We start from the raw sequence: 20,087 nt of genomic DNA, 5'->3' as shown, positions 1-20,087 counted from the left end.
CCCGGCGGCTCAGAGCTGGCCGATCTTCCCGACGATCACGTTGTGCCCGGAACTCCGGAGGCAACCGTCTTCGAGTGTCGGTTCGTCCCACCACATCTCGGGCGTCAGTGAAATCGGTACGACCGTCTCGTTCGCCGTAAGCACGCAGACCACAGCCCACTCGCCGCGATACATCGCGAACCACCCGGCCGCGTCATCGAACGCGGTGTCGACCGAGGCGAAGTCGCCACGGGCCAGACTCTCCTCGCGCTTGCGCAGGGCAATCAGCGACCCGTAGAAGTCGAGCATGCGCCGATGGTCCGGCCGGTCGAGTTCGTCCCAATTCAACTGTGATGCTTCGAAGGTCGCCGGGTCCTGAGGATCGGGCACGTCTGCCGCGTCCCATCCGTGATCGGCGAACTCGCTGCGGCGTCCCGTCCGAACCGCTTCGGCGAGTTCGGGCTCGGGATGCGAGGTGAAGAAGGCGAACGGTGTGGCCGCGGCCCATTCCTCGCCCATGAACAGCATCGGCGTGAACGGCGAGAGCAACACCAGCGCCGCCTTGATGGCGAGCTGCCCGCCGTCGAGGTAGGCGGACGGCCGATCGCCGATCGCCCGATTGCCGACCTGATCGTGATTGCAGGTGTAGGTGACCAGCGCGTTCGCCGCGACGATGTCGGTCGGGATCGGCCTGCCATGATGCCTGCGGCGGAATGACGAGTAGGTGCCGTCGTGGAAGAAGCCGCCGCGCAACACTTTCGCCAACCCGTCGAAACCGCCGAAGTCGGCGTAGTAACCCTGCCGCTCGCCGGAGACGGTCGCGTGGATCGCGTGGTGGATGTCGTCGTCCCACTGCGACGCGAGCCCGTAGCCGCCCATGTCTCGCGGCAGGATGAGCCGCGGATCGTTGAGGTCACTCTCGGCGATCAGCGTCAACGGCCGCCCCAGGTCGGCCGACAGCTGGTCGGTGGCGACGGCCAGTTCCTCCAGCAGGTGGACGGCACGGTGGTCGACGAGCGCGTGGACGGCGTCGAGTCGGAGTCCGTCGAGGTGGAAGTCGCGTAGCCATCGCAGCGCGTTGCCCAGGATGAACGCACGGACCTCGTCGGAATCGGGGTCGGACAGATTGACCGATGAGCCCCAACTGGTGGTGCCCTCACTCAGGTACGGGCCGAAGCGCGGCAGGTAGTTGCCCGACGGGCCGAGATGGTTGTAGACGACGTCGAGCACCACGCCGAGTCCGCGTGCGTGGCAGGCGTCGACGAATCGGGCGAAGGCATCCGGACCGCCATAGGGTTCGTGCACGGCATACCAGCCGACCCCGTCGTAGCCCCAGCCGTAGGTGCCGTTGAACGCATTGACCGGCATCACCTCGACGACGTCGACGCCCAGCGACACCAGATGGTCGAGACGCGCGATCGCCGAGTCGAAAGTGCCGCCGGGAGTGAACGTACCGATGTGCAACTCGTAGAGGACCGATCCACGGAGATCGGTGCCCGCCCAGCCGGCATCGGTCCAGGCGAAGTCGTCGAGACGGTGCAGGGCCGAGGGGCCGTGGACGCCGTCGGGCAGACGTACGGATCGGGGGTCGGAGGTCGGTTCCCCGCCGTCGACGACGAACCGATACCGGAGGTCCGCGAGACTACCGCTGTCCGCCGGCTCCCCGACCGCGGCGGGCGCCGTGGGGATCCACCATTCGGGGGCCGCGGGATCGTGACCCAGGGGAATCTCGGTGGACCCGGCGTCGTCGTCCTCGACGATCAGCGAGACCGTTTCGGCAGTCGGCGCCCAGACGCGCAGCTCCCTGAGCGACCCGGGGGGCGAGAACGGTCGTGCCGGATTCGGAAACGAAGGGTTTCCTCGCCCTTGGTCACCCGTCCCAGTTATGGTGTCTGGAGCGCAGGAGTGATCGGTCACCCAACACAAGGTATGTCGCGACCGATCCATGCGCAGATGTAGGTAGTGTGACCCGTGACACAGCACCTTTTGTGAAGCGAGGTATATTACCGCCGGGGGTTCGTCAATCAGGGGGAAAGTGCACAAAGTGTGGTCAAATAGAGCGCTCTCTGGGCAACATATATGTGATAGGACGACCCCGAGGGCAACGGAGCAAGAGCAGGGGCAGGGGATTGACTACTGACACGGTGACCTCGGAAGACGAGGCACCACGTGCGCGCTCGGGGGTGAGCAAGTGGTTTCACGGGCATGTTCTGGCGTCCTTCGACACGTTCGGACGTCAGATGGGGATGTTCGTCGAGGTGTTCAAGGTGCTCATCGTCGACATCGTCAAGCGGCGATTCCCGTTCGGTGAATTCGTTCGGCAGTGCGCCTTCATGTCGAGCACATCGGTCTTCCCGACGTTCCTGGTCGCGATCCCGATCGGTGTGATCGTCTCGATCCAGGTCTCCAATATCGCCGGGCAGGTCGGCGCGACCTCGTTCTCCGGTGCCGCCACCGGACTCGGTGTGATCCGGCAGGGGGCGCCGCTGGTCACCTCGCTGCTGCTCGCAGGCGCGGTGGGCTCGGCGATCGCCGCCGACCTCGGCTCGCGCACGATTCGCGACGAGATCGACGCGATGCGCGTGATGGGTGTCAATCCGATCCAGCGGCTGATCTCGCCGCGGCTGCTCGCGACGATGGTCGTCAGCTTCCTGCTGTGCGGCTTCGTCTGCTTCGTCGGCTTCATCACCGGGTACGTCTTCAACGTCTATTTCCAGGGCGGTACTCCGGGCAGCTACACGGGCACCTTTGCGTCTTTCGCATCCACCTCGGATCTCGCGTTCGCGATCATCAAGGCCGTCATCTTCGGAGCCATCGTCGCGGTGGTCGCCTGCGACCGCGGTCTGACCACCAAGGGTGGCCCCGCCGGCGTCGCCAACTCGGTGAACGCCGCAGTGGTCAACTCGGTACTGCTGTTGTTCACCGTGAACGTCGGGCTGACTCAGCTGTTCGCGATCCTCGTACCGACGAGGGTGGTGTGAGATGACGGCATCACGGTACGTACCGCCGATACTGCGGCCCGTCGAGGCCGCCAAGGCGATCTATCGCGGTCCGCGCGGCGGACTCGCCGCGATGGGGCACCTGATCACCTTCCTGGTGAAATCCATCGGATCGGTGCCGATCACCTTCACGCACTACCGCAAAGAGGTGTGGCGACTGCTCTCCGACGTCGCGTGGGGCAACGGTGCCATCGTCGTCGGCGGCGGCACCGTCGGGGTCATGGTGATCCTCGGCGTCATGGGTGGTGCCACCGTCGGGATCGAGGGCTACACCGCGCTGAATCTGCTCGGCATGTCTCCGGTCACCGGTGGACTGTCCGCCTTCGCGACCACCCGCGAGATCGGACCTCTCCTCGCCGCCACGGCGTTCACCGCACAGTCGGGGTGCCGATTCACCGCGCAGCTCGGGTCCATGCGGATCAGCGAAGAGATCGACGCACTCGAATCCATCGCCATCCGGCCACTGCCGTATCTGGTCACCACGCGGATGTCGGCCGCCGTGTTGGCGATCGTGCCGCTGTACTCGGTGTCGCTCGCCGCCAATTATCTGGCCTGCCAGGTGATGTTCCAGCTGCAGAGCGGCCAGGGTGCGGGCACCTACCTCTATTACTTCAACCAGTTCCTGGTGAGCACAGACGTGATCGCATCCTTCGCCAAGGTGATCCTGTTCGTGCTGCTGGCCACATTCGTCCAGTGCTACTACGGGTACTTCGCCTCCGGCGGTCCCGAGGGGGTGGGAGTGGCCGCGGGTCACGCCATCCGGATGGCGATCATCGTGATCGTCTTCGCCAATCTGGTCATGACGCTCGTGTTCTGGGGCACCTCGCCCGGAATCAAGATCTCGGGATAGGGGGAGAAGGATGCAAATCGACACCGACGGCCGCAACCCCTCCCTGGTGCAGTACATCCTGCGGGGAGTGGCGTTCCTGGTCGCGCTGCTGATCTTGTTCGTGCTGTTGTTCCTGCGCTACCAGGGCGCCTTCTCCTCGAGCGTGCCGGTGACCGCGAAACTCACCGACGTCGGCGACGGCCTGGTCACCAGTGCCGACGTCCGCTACAACGGCTTGATCGTCGGCTCGGTGCAGTCGATCGACCTCAGCGACGAAACCGGCCCCGGCAACCTGCAGTACAAGAACGTCAAGATCGAGCTCGATCCGCAACAGGCCGACGGTATCCCGGCCAACGTCACCGCGCGGACGGTGCCGTCCAACCTGTTCGGCGTCAACTCCGTGCAACTGGTGCGGCCCGCGCAGCCCAGCTCCGAGAGCCTGTCGTCGGGCGACGTCGTCCCCGCCGACGAGTCGCTGGCCACCCTCCGGCTGCAGGATGCGCAGAACGAGCTCCGGACGTTGTTGCGTGCGGTCCCCCCGGAAGATCTCGCCTCGGTTCTCGGGACCATCTCCGACGCTCTCAAGGGTGGCGGTGCGGTGTTCGGCGCCTTCGTGCCGCTGCTGGACAACTACTGGAAGACCATCAACGCGCAGTTCCCGCCCGGCGCCCCGTCGGGCTTCGACAACTTCGACAACGCGGTCCGAGGGCTGTCGCAATCCACTCCGCAATTGCTCGACACGTTGGGACGCAGCGTCATCCCCGCGATGACGATCGCCGAGAAGCAACAGGACCTGACCGCGATGCTGTCGGCGGGACAGGGCGTCCTCGACGAGACCCAGGCGCTGTTCGCGAGCAACGGGGATAGCGGCAAACGCGTGGTGCGCGACCTGAACACGATGATCGGTGCCGCGGTGCTGGAACCGGATTCGCTCCCACAGGCGCTCAGTGCGCTGAACAATCTGGCCGCCCGCGTCCTCACCGTGTTCACCGGGGTCAACGGCCATCCGCAGCTGAACATCGGCGTGAACTTCGGCGCGTTCGAGCGCTACACCAGGCAGAACTGCCCGGTGTACGACGCCGGGAAGTATGGACAGCTGCGCGGACCCGGCTGTGTCGGGCCGGGCACCGGCACCGGACCGACGAGTTCGGGCCCGCTGATGATCTATCCGTCCAACGGCATGCGCCGGGCCGCCCAGACCTTCGGGGCTGTGTCGACATCGGCGGACAACAAGACGCTGGGGGAGGCACTCAAGCGGAAGCCGACGGCGGCCGACACCCTGATGCTGGGTCCGCTGGTGCAATCGTCGACGATCAAACCCGGTGAACCCGAGAATCGCGAAGGAGGGGGACGATGAGTCACGGACAGTCCAGCATCCGTAAACCGCTGATCGGCTTCTCCCTGTTCGCGGTCATCGCGTTGCTGCTGACCTACATCATCTGGTCGACGCTCGAACGATCGTTGCCCGGTGACACCCACTCCTACACCACCTATTTCAACGATGCGTCGGGGCTGGCGTCCGGCGACGACGTCCGGATGGCCGGGGTCCGGGTCGGCCGGGTGAGCGACATCGGTCTCGACCACGGCCGAGCCCGCGTGACCTTCGAGGTCCAGACCGACCAGCCCATGTTCACCAACACCCAGGCCGCGATCCGGTACCAGAACCTCATCGGTCAGCGATATCTGTCGCTGACCCTGGTGGACGATGCGAAGAGTGCACCGCTCGCCGCGGGATCGACGCTGCAGCAACCCTCCGAGGATTCCTTCGACGTCACCAAACTGCTCGCCGGATTCCAGCCCGTCTTCGAGACGCTCGACCCCGACCAGGTCAACGCACTGTCCGAGGGCTTGGTGCAGGCATTCCAGGGCAACAAGGTGTCACTCAGCTACACCGTCGCCGAGGTGGGAAAACTTGCCGATGACATGGCAAACCGCGACGAGGTCATCGGCGCCATCATCGACGATCTGAGTGGGGTCATGCGCGACCTCGCGCGGCAGGGCGATCAGGTGGGCACCGTGATCAACAGCGTCAGCAGCCTGATCGAGAACCTCAACGCCAACTCGGCGGCATTCGGCAAGTCGGTCGACCAGATCGGTCGGACAGCCAGCGGATTCGCCGATGTGCTCTCGCAGAGCCGCGATTCGCTCGCCGGGGCCGCCACCGACGCCCGGGCGGCCACCAACACGCTCATCGCCAACGGTGCGAAGCTCGACCGGATGGCGGTTCAGTTGCCGATCTTCCTCGGCCACTTCCCGCTCGTCCAGGGCCAGGGAGCCTACTTGAACATCTACGCGTGTGACCTCGACATCGCGATCGGGGACGTCTTGTTCCCGCCCGGCCTGATCAACAAGATCGGCGGTACCAAGCATTCGGTGGTGTGCCAATGAGTAAGTGGCGCAGACATTTCGATGACAACAGGCGAATGTGGTACGGCTTGGCCGGTGCCGTCGTGATCGTGCTGCTGGTGCTGGCGGTCACGGGTCTCGCACAGGCTCACCTCGGCCAGAAGACCTACACGGGGGATTTCGCGCAGGCGGGCGGAATTCGGCCGGGCGACAAGGTCCGGGTCGCCGGGGTCGACGTCGGCGAAGTCGGTTCGACCGAACTGAACGGCAACCATGTCACCGTCACCATGAAGGTCGACAAGGACGTGGAGGTCACCTCCAACGGCTCCGCCGAGATCAAGATGTCGACCCTGCTCGGTCAGCGCTACGTCGATGTGTCACTGGGCGACGCGCCGACGCCGGCCCCGAACGGCAAGATCGAGCAGACCCGCGTTCCCTATGACCTGCAGAAGACCATCGAGGAGGGTACGCCCATCATCGCCGGGATCGACGACGACGAGTTCGCCGCCGGCCTGCGCACACTCAACCGGCAACTCGCCGGAGCGCCGGCGGTGACCAAACCGACGCTGGATTCGCTGACCGCGATGTCCAAGGTGATCACCAATCGCCGCGACCAGATCAATCAGCTGGTCACCGACACCAAGACCGTGACGGCCATTGCCGACGACAGCCAAGCGCAGCTGGCGATCATCGTCGGGCAAGGCGCGCAGCTCGCCGAGAAGATCGCCGCCCGTGAGGCTTTGGTCACACGCATGCTCGACGGGATCGCCGAGCTCACCGAGCAGGCCCGTGCCGTCGCCAAGGAGAACGGGAACCAGTTCGCCCCGATCATGGCGAATTTGAACACCATGTCGCAGGGGTTGGAGAAGAACCGTGCGAACCTTCGCAAGCTCCTCGAGATCCTGCCGGTCACCGCACGCGTGACGAACAACACCATCGGTGACGGCCCTTATGCGAACGGCTATCTCCCGTGGGGCATCTTCCCCGACAACTGGCTGTGCACGGCACGGGTGGTGGACGGATGTTGAGCCGGACCACCGCGCGGCGGTCGGTGGCACTGGTCGCGATCACGATGTTCGCGGTCGTGGGGCTGTCGGGATGTTCACTCATCCCGGCCAAGTGGACGGCGTTCTTCGGATCGGCGATCGAGGCGACAGCCTATTTCGACGACGTCTCCGGGCTGTACGACGGCAACGATGTCGCCGTCCTCGGGATGCCTGTCGGCCAGGTGACATCCGTACAGCAGCAAGGCAACCGGGTGAAGGTCACCTTCACCGTCGACAAGGACGTGCCCATTCCCGCGGACGCGACGGCGGCGATCGTCAACACGTCGATCGTCACCACGCGCCACATGGAACTGTCGCCGACCTACTCCGAGGGCCCGAAGCTCACCGACGGCGGCGTGATCCAACAGACCAAGAGTCCGGTGTCGGTGGGGGAGTTGTTCGATTCCATCGACGCACTGGTGAAGTCGTTGTCCGGCGATGCCCCCGGCGAGGGACCGGTGGCCGACCTGATGGACATCACCTCGGGCATCACCAGCGGCAACGGTGAGCGGATGCGGACCGCGCTCGACGAACTCGACAAGGCCGCCGAGGTGGCATCGGGCAACGGCGACGCGTTGGTGGACATCATCCGAACCGTTCAGAGCCTGACGTCCACACTCGTCGCCAACTACCCGAAGATGACGGCCTTCTCGCATTCGATCAACCAGGTCGCACAGATGCTCAACGGCCAGGCCCCCGGACTGCAGGCCACGCTCGCCGACCTGAACACCACGTTGCAGAACACCACCGAGTTCCTGCAGAACAACGCCGGCACCATCGGGTCGTCGACAGGACGGCTCGCGGCCCTCGCGTCGAACCTGAGCGACTTCTCCCGACAGGTGGTGGAGACCATCGATCTCGGTCCGTTGCTGTTCCAGAACCTGAGCAACTCGGTGTCCGCCGAGCAGGGGGCCTGGCGCGCTCAGGTGCTCCTGGACAAGTCACTGATCGACACGGAGGCGTTGTCGACGTTCTGCCAGGCGATCAATCTTCAGAAGAACGGATGCCGTACCGGACGGCTGAAGGACTTCGGTCCCGATCTCGGCGTGTTCTCGGCGTTGCTGGAGCTGACCAAATGACCGGCGACACGATCCGGGGCTTCCGAACCCAGCCGGACCCACGACGTCGCGGTCGGCTACGCCGCCGGGGCGTGGTGACGCTCACCGTGGCAGCCGTTCTGGCGCTGTCGGGGTGCGGTGTCCTGCCTGGCCTGACGGTCGAACAGATCCCGCTCCCCGCGCCCGGCGGGATCGGCGAGGCCATCGAGCTCACGGCCAAGTTCGACAACGCGTTGAACCTGCCCACCCGCGCCAAGGTGAAGCTCAACGGCATGGACGTGGGACAGGTCTCGGAGATCAAGGCGCAGGACTACACCGCCGTGGTCACGATGGAGGTCGGCAAGACTTCGAAGTTGCCGGTGGGGACCGGTGCCGAACTCCGCCAGGCCACACCTCTGGGCGATGTGTTCGTGGCGCTGCTGCCACCCCGGGACGCGCCCGACGGCTATCTCGGCGACGGTGACACGCTCACCGGCCCCACCTCGGCGGCCGCGACCGTCGAGGATCTGCTGGTCAGCATGTCGGGTCTGGTCGACAGCGGTTCGCTGAGTTCGCTTCAGGTCATCCTGACCGAGCTGAGCAATGCCGTCTCGCCGCACCCGGACGAGCTGTCCGGCTCGATCGAGGGTCTCACCACGGCGATCACGAAGTTCAACAAGAACGCGGCGCAGGTCGACGAATCGATGCGCACCACCCGCGCGCTCACCGATCAGTTGTACGCGGGTCGTGCACAGATCATGGCGTCGATCAACAAGCTCGCACCCGCCGTGAACGCGGTGAACGGACAGATCGGCCAGATCCTGACCACCTTGGACAAGACCAACCAGGTCACCGCGGCGACCAATGACTTCCTGAACTCCGACGGAGACAACCTCGTCGAGATGATCGGGCATCTGCAGACCGCCCTCGCCGGGCTCAAGGACGCGGCGGGCACGCTCGGGCCCCTCGCGGACAATCTCGGCACGCTCACACCGAAATGGGTCAAGGCGACACCGGGTAGTGCGGCGGCACTCTCGTCGAAGGTCTACTACCTGAACCCGGGTGTGGGCTTCGACTCGGCGACCCGACTGCCCGAACTCGGCGACGCCGACGCCGCCTCGGAGGCCTTGCAGCAGACGCTCACCCGCCTGTTGGCGCGTCTCACCGGAACGAAGGGGTGTTGCGGATGAGGGCACTGTCCGGACCGTTCACCTGGGTGCGCAAACACTCGGTGCTGGTCGGCAACATCGGGTTGATCCTGGTGATGCTGGTCGGGTTGGCCTACCTGTCCTTCGGTGCCCTGCGCTGGGATCCGTTCAAGGGCACCTACGAGCTGACCGTGCACTTTCCCAATTCCGGTGGGCTGCAAGACACCTCGGGAGTCACGGTACGTGGGGCCCGGGTCGGGGAGGTCGACACCATTCAGGTTCGCCCCGAATCCGTGGATGTGACGGTGAAGATCACCGACGACGTGAAGATCAACCGTAACGCCGTCGTCGCCGCCCTGGGCTTGTCCGCGGCCGGTGAGCAGTACGTGGACTTCGAGCCGGCGACCGCCGAGGGGCCCTACTTCACCGACGGTGACGAGATCCAGCAGAACCAGACGCGGGTCACCGTCGCCTTCCCGGACATGTTGGAGTCCACTCTCAACGTGGTCGACCAGATCGACCCGGTGAAACTCCGCTCCGCCGTGGACAATCTGCAGGTGGCGCTCGGCGACGGCGGTAGCGACGACAATGTGCTGCGATCGCTGTTCGTCTCCGGCGGCACCATCTTCGCCGACCTCGCGCGCGTGTTGCCGCAGACCAAGAAACTCATCTCCGACACCGGCACGATCCTGAAAACGACCGCCGGCATCCAGCCCGACCTGGGTACGACGGTGAACTCGATGAGCACGATCGTGAACGCCGCGGTCGCCTCCGACAAGGAACTGCGGACCCTGCTCAATCGGGGGCCCACACAGTTGACCAGTCTGACCGGGTCGCTGAACCAGATCCGCGATCCGGTCACCGACGTTCTGCAACAGTTCGTCGACATCGCGAGGCAGGGCGCACTGCGCGCCCCGGCGATCGCCAACCTGTTGCCGTCCATCCGTGACGCCGGCATCAAGAGCCTGGCGATGTTCCACGACGGCGCCTGGTGGGCCTTCGGCTCGGTGTACCCGCGGCCCAGCTGCACCTACGCGGTCACTCCGGTGCGGCCGACGAAGATCCTGGAGCTGACGGTCCCGACCAATCTGTACTGTGTCACTGAAGATCCGAATCAACAGATCCGGGGATCGGCGAACGCCCCCCGGCCACCCGGAGACGACACCGCCGGTCCGCCGCCGAACTACGACCCGAATGCGCGGACCGTGCCGCTCGACAAATGACGTTAAGAGTAGGAATGACCGACGAGGACAAGACAACCGACGATTCCGCGCAGGACCCCTCCGGGTCGGCGGCAGAGTCGTCAGGTGAGGCCGATACGACCGCCGAGACCCCGGAACCGGTGCGACCACGGACCAAGGCCTCGCGTGCCAAGGCCTCGCGCGGCGCCGACGGCTCACGCCCGGCCGACGAAGCGACGGCCGACGAGCCGAAACCCGGAAAGGTGTCCGCCGCCGCGACCGCGGCGAAGGACGGACCACGGCAGATCTCGCTGACGTTCACCACGGCCGGACTGCGCAAGGTGCTCGTTGTGCTGGTCGTCATCGCCGTCGTGGTCGGTGTCGTGCTGTTGGGGTGGGGCTACTACCAGCAACGCGAGCGGCTCGATGCATTCGACGACAGCAAGGCAGCCTCCGAGCAGTTCGTGACGAAGCTGGTCGGCACGATGACCAAGGACGGCGTCGCGGACATGAAGAACACCCTCGGGCCGCTGTCCACCGGTGACTTCCACAAGCACCTCGAGCAACAGCAGTCCGACACCGCCAAGGCCGTCGACCAGCTGAACCTGCAGGATGCCCAATCGACCGTGAAATCGGTGTCGGTGGAGAAGTTCGACACCGACACCGCACGTACCTCCGTGTTGATGGAGGTGAGTGGGAAGAGTGCACTGGCCCCCGATGGTGGCAAGAGCCTGATGCTGCTCTGGCTCGACCTGCGCAAGGAGAACGGTCAGTGGCTGGTGTCGGAACTCAGTGGGGCCCAGGCCGGTATCGGTCAGGAGCAGGGTGCCGCACAACCGGGCCCCGCCGCACCCGCACCGGCTCCCGCACCCGCACCCGCTCCCGCGGGCTGACCCGAGATAAACGAGTGCGAGCGTCCCTACTCGGTCTCTGAGGCGCCGCCCTGAGGCGCGAACTTGCGAGCGTCACGAAGGGAGCGAGCTTGCGAGCGTCACGAAGGGCCCTTCGTGACGCATCCTCGCAGGCTCGGAGGCTCCTCAGGGACCGGGGGTCGGAACCGTTCGTCTGGCCCTTCGTGCTGCTCAGGGACCGGGGGTCGGAACCGTTCGTCTGGCCCTTCGTGCTGCTCAGGGACCGGGGGTCGGAACCGTTCGTCTGGCCCTTCGTGCTGCTCAGGGACCGGGGGTCGGAACCGTTCGTCTGGCCCTTCGTGCTGCTCAGGGACCGGGGGTCGGAACCGTTCGTCTGGCCCTTCGTGCTGCTCAGGGACCGGGGGTCGGAACCGTTCGTCTGGCCCTTCGTGCTGCTCAGGGACCGGGGGTCGGAACCGTTCGTCTGGCCCTTCGTGCTGCTCAGGGACCGGGGGTCGGGGGTGTTCGTCCGGCCCTTCATGGTCCTCGGGGACCGCGGGGAGCGGGCTGTTCGTACGGCCCTGCATGCCTGATCGGGGTCACGAGCGCTCGTCCGGCGCCCGGTCAGTCCGTCCTGGTCAGGAGGCCCACGGAGGTTGGTCCCAGCTCCGACAGGTGCATCGTCGGACCGCGGACCTCGCCGGTGAGCGCGTCCCGCCATGTGCCCGAAGGTAGCGAGATGGTCGTGGCCGACGCGTCCCGGTCGGAGACACTGTGGGTGAATCGCGCGGTCACCACCGCGACCCGCGGGTCGTCTCCGACGCCACGGGTGAACGCGACCACGTGGTCGGCGCAGCGTCCCTCCGCGTACAGGGCCGTATAGGTTCCGCCGGCCCGGAAGGCCTCGGGGTGCGCCGCACGGGCCCGCAATGCCGCTCGGATGAGCTCGACCTTCGGATGCTCGCGCGACTGTCGGAAGTCAACCGCTCGACGGTTGTCGGGATCCACCAGGGAATCGTCCCACCATTCGGTGCCCTGGTAGATGTCTCCCACCCCGGGGCCGAGCAGTGCGATCACCTTGCGCGCCAAGGATTCCGAATACCAGTTCGGGGTGACCTCAGAGACGAGCTCGGCGATCGTCGCGGAGTTGTGGCCGGTGGTCACCTCATCGATCCAGGCTGCGAGCGCGTTCTCGAACTCGTCGTCGACCTCGGTCCAGGTGGTGCACACCGCGGCTTCGCGTGCGGCCTTCTGGGCATAGGCCTTGATCCGTTGTCGCAGTGTGTCGTCGACCGGCCCGGCCGCCGGCCACACGCCGAAGATGTTCTGCAACAGGAAGTATCCGGTCAGATCGTCGGGTGGCGGGGTCGCCTGCCATATCCCGCGCACCAACCTGGACCATCGCTCGGGAACCTGGGTCAGCAGGGCGATCCGGGACCGCACATCTTCGCCGCGCTTGGTGTCGTGTGTCGACGTCGCTGTCATCGCCCAGGGCCAATCATGTGCCCGGCGGGCGTTGTGGGCGTGGAAGTCCCGCAGCGACAAAGTCGGGTCGGCCGGGTCCCCGCCGACCTCCTGTGCCGACACCAGCCGCGCCGTCCGGTAGAACAGACTGTCCTCGACGCTCTTGGCCGTGACCGCACCGCAGGTCTGGGCCAGGCGAGACGCCGCGGCGCCCGGGCTCCCGGTCGCCTGCACGACCAGGTCCATGGCAGCGGCGAGACGCGGTGTGCGGCGTGTGATCTCGGCGGCGGTGTCGACGAGGCGGGCGCGGAGGGACGGATAGTCGGCTCGGTAGACGCCGAGTTCTGCGATCAGCTGAGCGGTGGCGTCGGCCACCGCCTCGGAGTCGGCGGACGGGTCGGAATGGGTGATGGCCCGCACGAGGCGGCGGTGCTCGGTGGGAAACATCTCCCGCAGCGTCACCAGCTTTCGGGCGCGCTCGGCCTCGTGCAGCCAGCTGGAATCACCGGGCTGCCCGGTGACCCGTTCGTGCGTCTCGCCGAGTTCGATGACCCCCGACGGGGCGGTGAAGACCGCGTCGATCAGACGCATCTGGTCGTAACCGGTCGTTCCCTCGACGGGCAGCGTCGGCTCCAGCTCCTCGTCGGGTGCGAGTATCTTCTCCACGTAGATGAGCCGACCTTCTCCGACGTCGGCGCGCAGCCGCCGGAGGTAGGACTGCGGATCCCACAGTCCGTCCGGATGATCCACGCGCACACCGTCGATGAGGTTCTCGTCGACGAGATCCCGAAGCCACTCGTGGGTCGCCGCGTACACGGCGGGATCCTCTTGCCGAAGCCCGGCGAGCTCGTTGACGGTGAAGAACCGGCGGTAACCGATCAACCCGCAGTTCCAGGGCACCAGTCGGTAGTGCTGGCGACCGTGCACCTCGACGGGACCTCCGGTCGACGTGGAACCGGGGGCGGTGGGGAAGACGTGATCGTGATAGCGCAGGTGGCCGCCGTCGACGACCAGCGGCGACAGGTCGCCGTCGGCGGCGAGCACCGGAAGTGCGATCTTCCCGTCGCTGCCGTTGTCCGTCGAGAAGTCGACGTCGAACCAGTTCGCATACCGGGATCCGGACCCGTACCGCAGCAGATCGCTGAACCAGGGATTCTGCAGAGCGTCCGCCACGCCGGTGTGGTTGGGCACGATGTCGATGATGAGACCGAGACCGTGGCCGGTGGCGGCCCGGCGCAGCTCACGCAGACCGGCAAGACCACCGAGGTCGGGTGCCACCACGGGCGGCGGGACCCAGTCGTAACCGTGCGTCGAGCCCGGCATCGCGCGGCCGATCGGGGAGAGGTAGATGTGACTCACCCCCAGATCGACCAGGTGCGGCAGGATCTCGATGACGTCGGCGAACCCGAAGTCGGGGGTCAGCTGAACCCGATAGGTGGCCACCGGCTCACGGACACCACCGATGGCGGGAGAAGCGTCGTTTGTCATCTCTCGCAGGTCACGCTGTCTTGCGGAGTACCAGAACCGACCGCGCACCCACCATCAGCGCCGAACCCGGACTCGCGCTGATCTCGGAGTCGCCGGTGGGATGCGTGGTGTCGAGTTCGCCGACCCATTCCAGCCCCCACGCGGGCAGGTGGAACTCGATGTCCTCGTAGTGGGCATTGAAGCAGATGATGAAGCTGTCGTCGACCACCTTCTCGCCCCGCTCGTCGGGTTCGCCGATGCCATCGCCGTTGAGGAAGACCGCGAGGCTCTTGCCGAACCCGCTGTCCCAGTCCTCGGCCGTCATCTCCTCGCCGGACGGGGTCAACCAGACGATGTCGAGGGCCTGACCGCCCCACCGGATCGGCTTGCCGGCGAAGAACCGTCGTCGTCGGAAGACGGTGTGGCGGGTGCGTAGATCGATCACCTTGCGGGTGAAATCCAAGAGGTCCGAGTTCTTCTCGGCGAGGGACCAGTCCATCCAGGACAGTTCGGAGTCCTGGCAGTACACGTTGTTGTTCCCTTGCTGGGTCCGTCCGAACTCGTCGCCGTGGGCGAGCATGGGCGTGCCCTGGGACAGGAACAGCGTCGCCAGGATGTTGCGCTGTTGTCGAGCGCGCAGATCGAGGACCTCGGGATCGTCGGTGGGACCCTCCACGCCGCAGTTCCAGGACCGGTTGTGGCTCTCCCCGTCGCGACTGTCCTCGCCGTTGGCCGCGTTGTGCTTCTCGTTGTAGGAGACGAGGTCTCGCAGGGTGAAGCCGTCGTGGGCGATGACGAAGTTGATACTCGCCAGCGGCCGTCGACCGGTCGCCTCGTAGAGATCCGACGACCCGGTCAGACGGGAGGCGAACTCGCCGAGGGTGGCCGGCTCACCGCGCCAGTAGTCGCGGACGGTGTCGCGGTACTTGCCGTTCCATTCGGTCCACAACGGCGGGAAGTTCCCGACCTGATAGCCGCCCTCGCCGACGTCCCACGGCTCGGCGATGAGCTTGACCTGACTGACCACCGGATCCTGTTGGACGAGGTCGAAGAACGCCGAGAGGCGGTCGACGTCGTGGAGTTCGCGCGCGAGCGTGGACGCGAGATCGAAGCGGAAGCCGTCGACGTGCATCTCGAGCACCCAGTAACGCAGCGAGTCCATGATCAGCTGCAGGGTGTGTGGATGGCGTCCGTTCAGACTGTTACCGGTTCCGGTGTAGTCCATGTACATCTCGGGATTGCCGTCGACGAGCCGGTAATAGGCGGCATTGTCGATACCGCGGAACGAGATCGTGGGACCGAGGTGGTTACCCTCTGCGGTGTGGTTGTAGACGACGTCGAGGATGACCTCGATGTCGGCCTTGTGGAACGCCCGTACCATCGCCTTGAATTCGGTGACCGCGCTCGCCGGCTGGTCGGGTTGCGATGTGTACTCGACATGCGGAGCGAGGAAGCCGAATGTGTTGTATCCCCAGTAGTTTCGGAGTCCCTTGTCGAGCAGGACGAAGTCCTGCATGAACTGGTGCACCGGCATCAGTTCGATCGCGGTGATGCCGAGGGACTTGAGGTGGTCGATGATGACCGGATGGCACAGTCCGGCGTAGGTTCCGCGCAGGTGTTCGGGAACGTCGGGATGGGTTGCCGTCATCCCCTTGACGTGGGCCTCGTAGATGACGGTCTGGTGGTAGGGCCGCTTCGGTGACCGGTCGTTCTGCCAGTCGAAGTACGGGTTGATCACCACCGACACCATCGTGTGGCCGAGCGAATCGAGTTGTGGCATGTCGGCGGGCTGGGCAGAGGCCATCGGCACGCTCGGGGTGGCGGTGCCGGTCACCGCCGGTGCCGGATCGCCGGCGGACCGGGGTGTCAGGTCGGTGCCGTTCGACGCATCGGACTGGTCCTCGGTGACCTGCGCTTCGGGTGTCGCCTCCGTGACCTCGGCATCGATGGCCCCGTCCTCGACCGCCCCGTCCTCGGCCGCCCCGTCAGGGACCGGCGGAGTCCCGGCGTCGCTGGTCGTCACCGCCGCCGTTGCGGCCTCGGTCTCGACCGGCGCCGCGGGTTCGGCCGATGTCGTGTCCGGGTCGACCATCGCGTACGAGAACAGGGACGGATCGCCGTCGAAGGCCCCGTGGAAGGCCTTGCCGTAGGGGTCGAGGAGCAGCTTGCTGGGGTCGCAGCGCAACCCCTGCGCCGGATCGTACGGACCGTGCACACGGAACCCGTAGAACTGGCCCGGGCCGATGTTGGGCAGGTAGCAGTGCCAGCAGTAGCCGTCCACCTCCTCGAGGCGGATCCGACGCTCCGTGCCCGCGGCGTCGATCAGGCACAGATCGACGGCGGTGGCCACCTCGGAGAACAGCGAAAAGTTGGTTCCCACACCGTCATACGTCGCTCCGAGCGGATACGGGTTACCCGGCCAGACGACAAACGGGGTCGCATCTGCGGGCGGCTCCGAATGATCGATCGGGTCGGGGAGGTCGATGAACTCCGCGCGCTCCGCGGCGGGTTGTCGGCCGCCCGAACGCCCGGCATCGGGGGCCGGCGATTTGGTCATCTCGGCCTTCGGCGATTCCATGACATGACACTAGCCGTCAACCGTCACGTGTTCATCTCGGAGAGACCGTGATCCGATGTGGGATGGACGACTCTGGTCGTCCGTGGCCCCTGATCAGGGCACGGGTGGGCCGGTCCACGGCAGGGCCTGCGCCATCTGCCGTCCCAGTTCGTCGCTGAGGCTGCGGACATACGTCGCGCTCAGATGGTGCCAGTCCTTGTAGACGATGATGTTGCCCACGATCGCCGGGCACAGTTCGGCGTCGCAGATCCCGTCGGAGAGGTCGAGCGCGTGGAACTTCGGCCGCGTCGCGGCCAGTGCCAGCGCCGGGTCCTGCGGCGCGAGGGCCGCCGCCCGGCGGGTGCCGCAACTCTCGGCGGTTCCGCCGTCGGCGAGGCAGGTCGGCGTGTCGATGGAACCCTTCGCGTTCTTCGGCCACGGAGTGTCCCGGATGCCGAGAACGTCGATACCGCCATCGATGAACTCGTCGAAGATCGGTGTATAGGTCGGCGGCACCCAGTCACCCGGCTGATAGTCACGTGGGCGGGTCGAGTTGGTGAACACCGCGTCCGGTTTGTCGGCGATCACCTTCTTCATCACCCGCATCACCCAGTCGTGGCACTGGGGATAGGGCACGCCCTGCTGCTTGGGCACCAGCTCCGTAGACATCGGGCAACCCATCTTCACGTAGGTCGTCACCTTGAAGTGGTTGCGTTGTCCGAGGAGGTTGAGGGCGGAGATCCACATCTCGGCGTGGGAGCCGCCGATGAGTGCGACGGTCTTGGTCGCGGTCGGGTCGCCGTAGACGCCGACGTGAATCCCGGGGTCCTCGAAGCTGCTCATGTAACCGTCGGTGGAGGTCTCCGGGAAGTCCTGGGTGACCATCAGCGGCGACGGCTGTGGATCGAGCGCGGGCACCGGGTACCCGTCGAGTAGGGCCCGGGCGCCGGGGTATGAGCGGGGGTCGAGGTTCTTGGTGTCCACCACCATCGTCGACACGTGCCGATCCCAGACCTTGATGCCGACGCCGGTGATCACCGTGCCGACCACGAGGAGACTCGTCACCACCGAGGTGTAGCTGAGCCATCGGGTCCGGCCGTCGGGGCGTGCGTGGGCCAGCCTGGACCGTCCGCCGCCGCGTAGCGGGTCCTCGACGTAGCGTTTGGTCAGCCAGGCCAGCCCCAGCGAGACGGCGAGGATCCCGACACCCTCGACGACGGAGGCGTGGTTCTTGCCGCGCCAGGTCAGGTAGAAGATGAGCAGGGGCCAGTGCCACAGATACAGCGAATAGGCGACCGTGCCGAGCCACACCGGCCAGCGGCTGGCCAGCATCCGGTTGACCGGCGGCAGGCCCTGCGGCCCGGTGGCGCCGGGGCGCGGGCGTTCCAGTGCGGTCGCGCCGGCCCAGATGATCACCAGGGTCGAGCCGACCGGCACCAGCGCGAGGGGGCCCGGATACGAGTCGACGCCGTCGATCCACCAGCCGCAGGTGACGATCAGTGCCAGCGCCGCGACCGCGGCGACGGTGCGCACCCAGCGGGGGACACGCCAGCTCGGCAGCCAGATCGCCAGCAGCCCGCCGGCCAGGGGCTCCCACACCCGAGACAGCGTGTCGAAGTAGTTGAACTGCTGGTTGACGCCCATGCGCATGTGCGCCCAGTAGAACGAGACGGCGGCCACGCCGAGCACGGCGAGGCCGACCAGCAGTCTGATCGTCCGCGGTTCGGCGAGCGGAGGAAGCATGCGCGCGGCCAGCTTGATGATGGCCGCGAACATCAGCGCGACCAGCAGGGTCGCGACGAAGAACTGCCCCTGCACCGACATCGACCAGATGTGCTGTAGCGGACTGTTCGCAGAGCTCGCGGCCAGGTAATCCTGGGAATTGAAGGCCAGATGCCAGTTCTGGTAGTACAGCGCGCTGGCGACCAGCTCGCGGCCGATACTGACCCAGCGAGTCTGCGGGATCACGACGACGGTGAGCACGGCGACCGCGATGAGGATGGTGAACAGCGCGGGTAGCAGCCGCCGCAGCAGTCGTTTGAGGCGCGGCCACGGGTTGATGGTGTCCCGGAGCGTGACGTGCGTGGCCTGGCTGTGGATCGCGTGGCGCAGCAACGACCCGATGAAGAAGTACCCCGACAGGGCCAGGAACACGTCGACACCGCCGGAGACGCGCCCGAACCACACGTGGAAGGCGGCGACCAGCGCGATCGCGATCCCGCGCAGACCGTCGAGGTCCGTGCGGTACGCGGGCACGGTGTCCACCGGGCCCGGCGACGCCGGGGCGGCGGTGTGCGTCGGAGCTGCCACTTGCCTGGTGGATCTTCCTGTCGTGAGCATCGGCTCGATGAACGGTCCGGCTGAATCGTCGAGTGGGTTCAGGCGGTCTTTCGGTGAAGCAATCTACATGCCCAAGCTGTGATATCCGATTCCGCGCGGTCCGACACACCGACCGACGGACAGCCGCTGACCTTTACGTTTCTTTACCGTTCCCGTTCACGGCGGCCACCGGGCGGACGCCGGCCCGCAGTCGCGCGCCGTCCAGGATCACCCCGAGCCCATCGGCGAACTCGGAGGTGAAATCGCGTCCCGACGGGCCGGTCACCTGGAGTCGTTCCATCTGTGCTCGGGTCTGCTCCTCGATGGTCAATCCGATGACCAGCTGGCATACCGCCGTCGCGACGGCCGCCGCATCGCGCTCGCTCAGTCCGCCGGCGCGCCCCACCGTCGCCAGATCGGTGGCGATGCTCTTCGGGGAGAGCCCGCTGGCCCATGCCGAGGACACGACCTCGGCGCTGTCGGGCACGTCGAGGAGCGCGGCACGCATCCCGGTCGCCAGGAAGGCGAGACGTTCATCCCACCTCATGCTCTCGGGTGGGGCCGCGACATCGCCGAGGATGTCGTCGGACAGCGCCGCAAGCAGCGTCTGCTTGTTCGGGAAGTGCCAGTACAGCGCGTTCGGCCGCACCCCGAGATCGGCGGCGAGGCGGCGCATGGACAGATCGGCCAGGCTGTGGTCGGTCAGGATGTCGCGGGCCGCGCGCAGGACGTCGGCTCGGTTGTTGCTCACGCGCCCACAATAGGCGCCCTGTACAGCGTTCAGGAAACCTGTACAGTGTTCAGGACGAGGAAGCCCGTGAGGCACGCCACCGGCGCGTCTCCCAGAGATCCGAAGGACATCGC

General features: G+C 66.3%; 14 protein-coding genes. 9 read left to right on the top strand and 5 right to left on the bottom strand.

The window, feature by feature from the left end:
- Positions 1 to 9: 9 nt before the first annotated feature.
- On the bottom strand, positions 10 to 1,926 hold the full coding sequence (gene treZ / locus AC4AMJ_RS10050) for a malto-oligosyltrehalose trehalohydrolase (RefSeq protein ID WP_489917978.1): 1,917 nt from the start codon (positions 1,924 to 1,926) through the stop codon (positions 10 to 12).
- A 182-nt stretch (positions 1,927 to 2,108) separates the two neighbouring features.
- On the opposite strand from treZ, the gene AC4AMJ_RS10045 reads away from it, so the two are divergent.
- From AC4AMJ_RS10045 to AC4AMJ_RS10005, 9 genes are read left to right on the top strand one after another with little or no spacing between them, the layout of a single operon-like run.
- Positions 2,109 to 2,960 carry an MlaE family ABC transporter permease gene (locus tag AC4AMJ_RS10045; protein WP_489917977.1) on the top strand — a complete coding sequence of 284 codons (852 nt, stop codon included), beginning with the start codon at positions 2,109 to 2,111 and terminating at the stop codon, positions 2,958 to 2,960.
- A 1-nt stretch (position 2,961) separates the two neighbouring features.
- Positions 2,962 to 3,828 carry an MlaE family ABC transporter permease gene (locus AC4AMJ_RS10040; protein WP_489896105.1) on the top strand — a complete coding sequence of 289 codons (867 nt, stop codon included), beginning with the start codon at positions 2,962 to 2,964 and terminating at the stop codon, positions 3,826 to 3,828.
- A gap of 10 nt (positions 3,829 to 3,838) precedes the next feature.
- The gene (locus AC4AMJ_RS10035) at positions 3,839 to 5,164 is read left to right on the top strand and encodes an MlaD family protein (RefSeq protein WP_489917976.1); all 1,326 of its coding nucleotides are present in this window, start codon (positions 3,839 to 3,841) and stop codon (positions 5,162 to 5,164) included.
- Positions 5,161 to 6,195, top strand: coding sequence for an MlaD family protein (locus AC4AMJ_RS10030; RefSeq protein WP_489917975.1), 1,035 nt, complete (start codon positions 5,161 to 5,163; stop codon positions 6,193 to 6,195). Before AC4AMJ_RS10035 ends, AC4AMJ_RS10030 begins: the two co-directional genes overlap by 4 nt.
- A complete protein-coding gene (locus tag AC4AMJ_RS10025) occupies positions 6,192 to 7,181 on the top strand; it encodes an MCE family protein (protein ID WP_489896102.1) in 990 nt (329 codons plus the stop codon). Before AC4AMJ_RS10030 ends, AC4AMJ_RS10025 begins: the two co-directional genes overlap by 4 nt.
- A complete protein-coding gene (locus tag AC4AMJ_RS10020; protein WP_489896101.1) occupies positions 7,175 to 8,278 on the top strand; it encodes an MlaD family protein in 1,104 nt (367 codons plus the stop codon). The genes AC4AMJ_RS10025 and AC4AMJ_RS10020 overlap by 7 nt, the downstream gene beginning before the upstream one ends.
- Positions 8,275 to 9,426 (top strand): MlaD family protein, encoded by a 1,152-nt coding sequence (locus tag AC4AMJ_RS10015; RefSeq protein ID WP_489896100.1) that lies wholly within the window; start codon positions 8,275 to 8,277, stop codon positions 9,424 to 9,426. The genes AC4AMJ_RS10020 and AC4AMJ_RS10015 overlap by 4 nt, the downstream gene beginning before the upstream one ends.
- Positions 9,423 to 10,607: an MlaD family protein gene (locus AC4AMJ_RS10010; protein ID WP_489896099.1), complete on the top strand. Its 1,185-nt coding sequence runs from the start codon at positions 9,423 to 9,425 to the stop codon at positions 10,605 to 10,607. The genes AC4AMJ_RS10015 and AC4AMJ_RS10010 overlap by 4 nt, the downstream gene beginning before the upstream one ends.
- Before the next feature lie 14 nt (positions 10,608 to 10,621).
- On the top strand, positions 10,622 to 11,458 hold the full coding sequence (locus tag AC4AMJ_RS10005) for a hypothetical protein (RefSeq protein WP_489917974.1): 837 nt from the start codon (positions 10,622 to 10,624) through the stop codon (positions 11,456 to 11,458).
- A 582-nt stretch (positions 11,459 to 12,040) separates the two neighbouring features.
- On the opposite strand, the gene treY is transcribed toward AC4AMJ_RS10005, so the two are convergent.
- From treY to AC4AMJ_RS09985, 4 genes are all read right to left on the bottom strand, one after another.
- On the bottom strand, positions 12,041 to 14,368 hold the full coding sequence (gene treY / locus AC4AMJ_RS10000) for a malto-oligosyltrehalose synthase (RefSeq protein WP_489917973.1): 2,328 nt from the start codon (positions 14,366 to 14,368) through the stop codon (positions 12,041 to 12,043).
- Between the two features lie 10 nt (positions 14,369 to 14,378).
- Positions 14,379 to 16,925, bottom strand: a complete 2,547-nt coding sequence (glgX, locus tag AC4AMJ_RS09995) for a glycogen debranching protein GlgX (protein WP_489917972.1) — start codon at positions 16,923 to 16,925, stop codon at positions 14,379 to 14,381.
- 93 nt (positions 16,926 to 17,018) lie between these two features.
- Positions 17,019 to 19,214 (bottom strand): acyltransferase family protein, encoded by a 2,196-nt coding sequence (locus AC4AMJ_RS09990; RefSeq protein WP_489917971.1) that lies wholly within the window; start codon positions 19,212 to 19,214, stop codon positions 17,019 to 17,021.
- 163 nt (positions 19,215 to 19,377) lie between these two features.
- A complete protein-coding gene (locus tag AC4AMJ_RS09985; RefSeq protein ID WP_489896093.1) occupies positions 19,378 to 19,974 on the bottom strand; it encodes a TetR family transcriptional regulator in 597 nt (198 codons plus the stop codon).
- Positions 19,975 to 20,087: the final 113 nt, after the last annotated feature.

The sequence above is a fragment of the Gordonia sp. LMA484 genome (genome assembly GCF_058129505.1).
Note: the sequence above shows the minus strand (reverse complement) of the source record. Positions and strands in the feature narration are given on the sequence as shown.

Bases quoted from the DNA above. Each gene is read 5' to 3' on its own strand.
- treZ (WP_489917978.1), bottom strand. From the start codon at position 1,926: ATGGATCGGTCGCGACATACCTTGTGTTGGGTGACCGATCACTCCTGC.
- AC4AMJ_RS10040 (WP_489896105.1), top strand. From the start codon at position 2,962: ATGACGGCATCACGGTACGTACCGCCGATACTGCGGCCCGTCGAGGCC.
- AC4AMJ_RS10035 (WP_489917976.1), top strand. From the start codon at position 3,839: ATGCAAATCGACACCGACGGCCGCAACCCCTCCCTGGTGCAGTACATC.
- AC4AMJ_RS10030 (WP_489917975.1), top strand. From the start codon at position 5,161: ATGAGTCACGGACAGTCCAGCATCCGTAAACCGCTGATCGGCTTCTCC.
- AC4AMJ_RS10025 (WP_489896102.1), top strand. From the start codon at position 6,192: ATGAGTAAGTGGCGCAGACATTTCGATGACAACAGGCGAATGTGGTAC.
- AC4AMJ_RS10020 (WP_489896101.1), top strand. From the start codon at position 7,175: ATGTTGAGCCGGACCACCGCGCGGCGGTCGGTGGCACTGGTCGCGATC.
- AC4AMJ_RS10015 (WP_489896100.1), top strand. From the start codon at position 8,275: ATGACCGGCGACACGATCCGGGGCTTCCGAACCCAGCCGGACCCACGA.
- AC4AMJ_RS10010 (WP_489896099.1), top strand. From the start codon at position 9,423: ATGAGGGCACTGTCCGGACCGTTCACCTGGGTGCGCAAACACTCGGTG.
- AC4AMJ_RS10005 (WP_489917974.1), top strand. From the start codon at position 10,622: ATGACCGACGAGGACAAGACAACCGACGATTCCGCGCAGGACCCCTCC.
- treY (WP_489917973.1), bottom strand. From the start codon at position 14,368: ATGACAAACGACGCTTCTCCCGCCATCGGTGGTGTCCGTGAGCCGGTG.
- glgX (WP_489917972.1), bottom strand. From the start codon at position 16,925: ATGGAATCGCCGAAGGCCGAGATGACCAAATCGCCGGCCCCCGATGCC.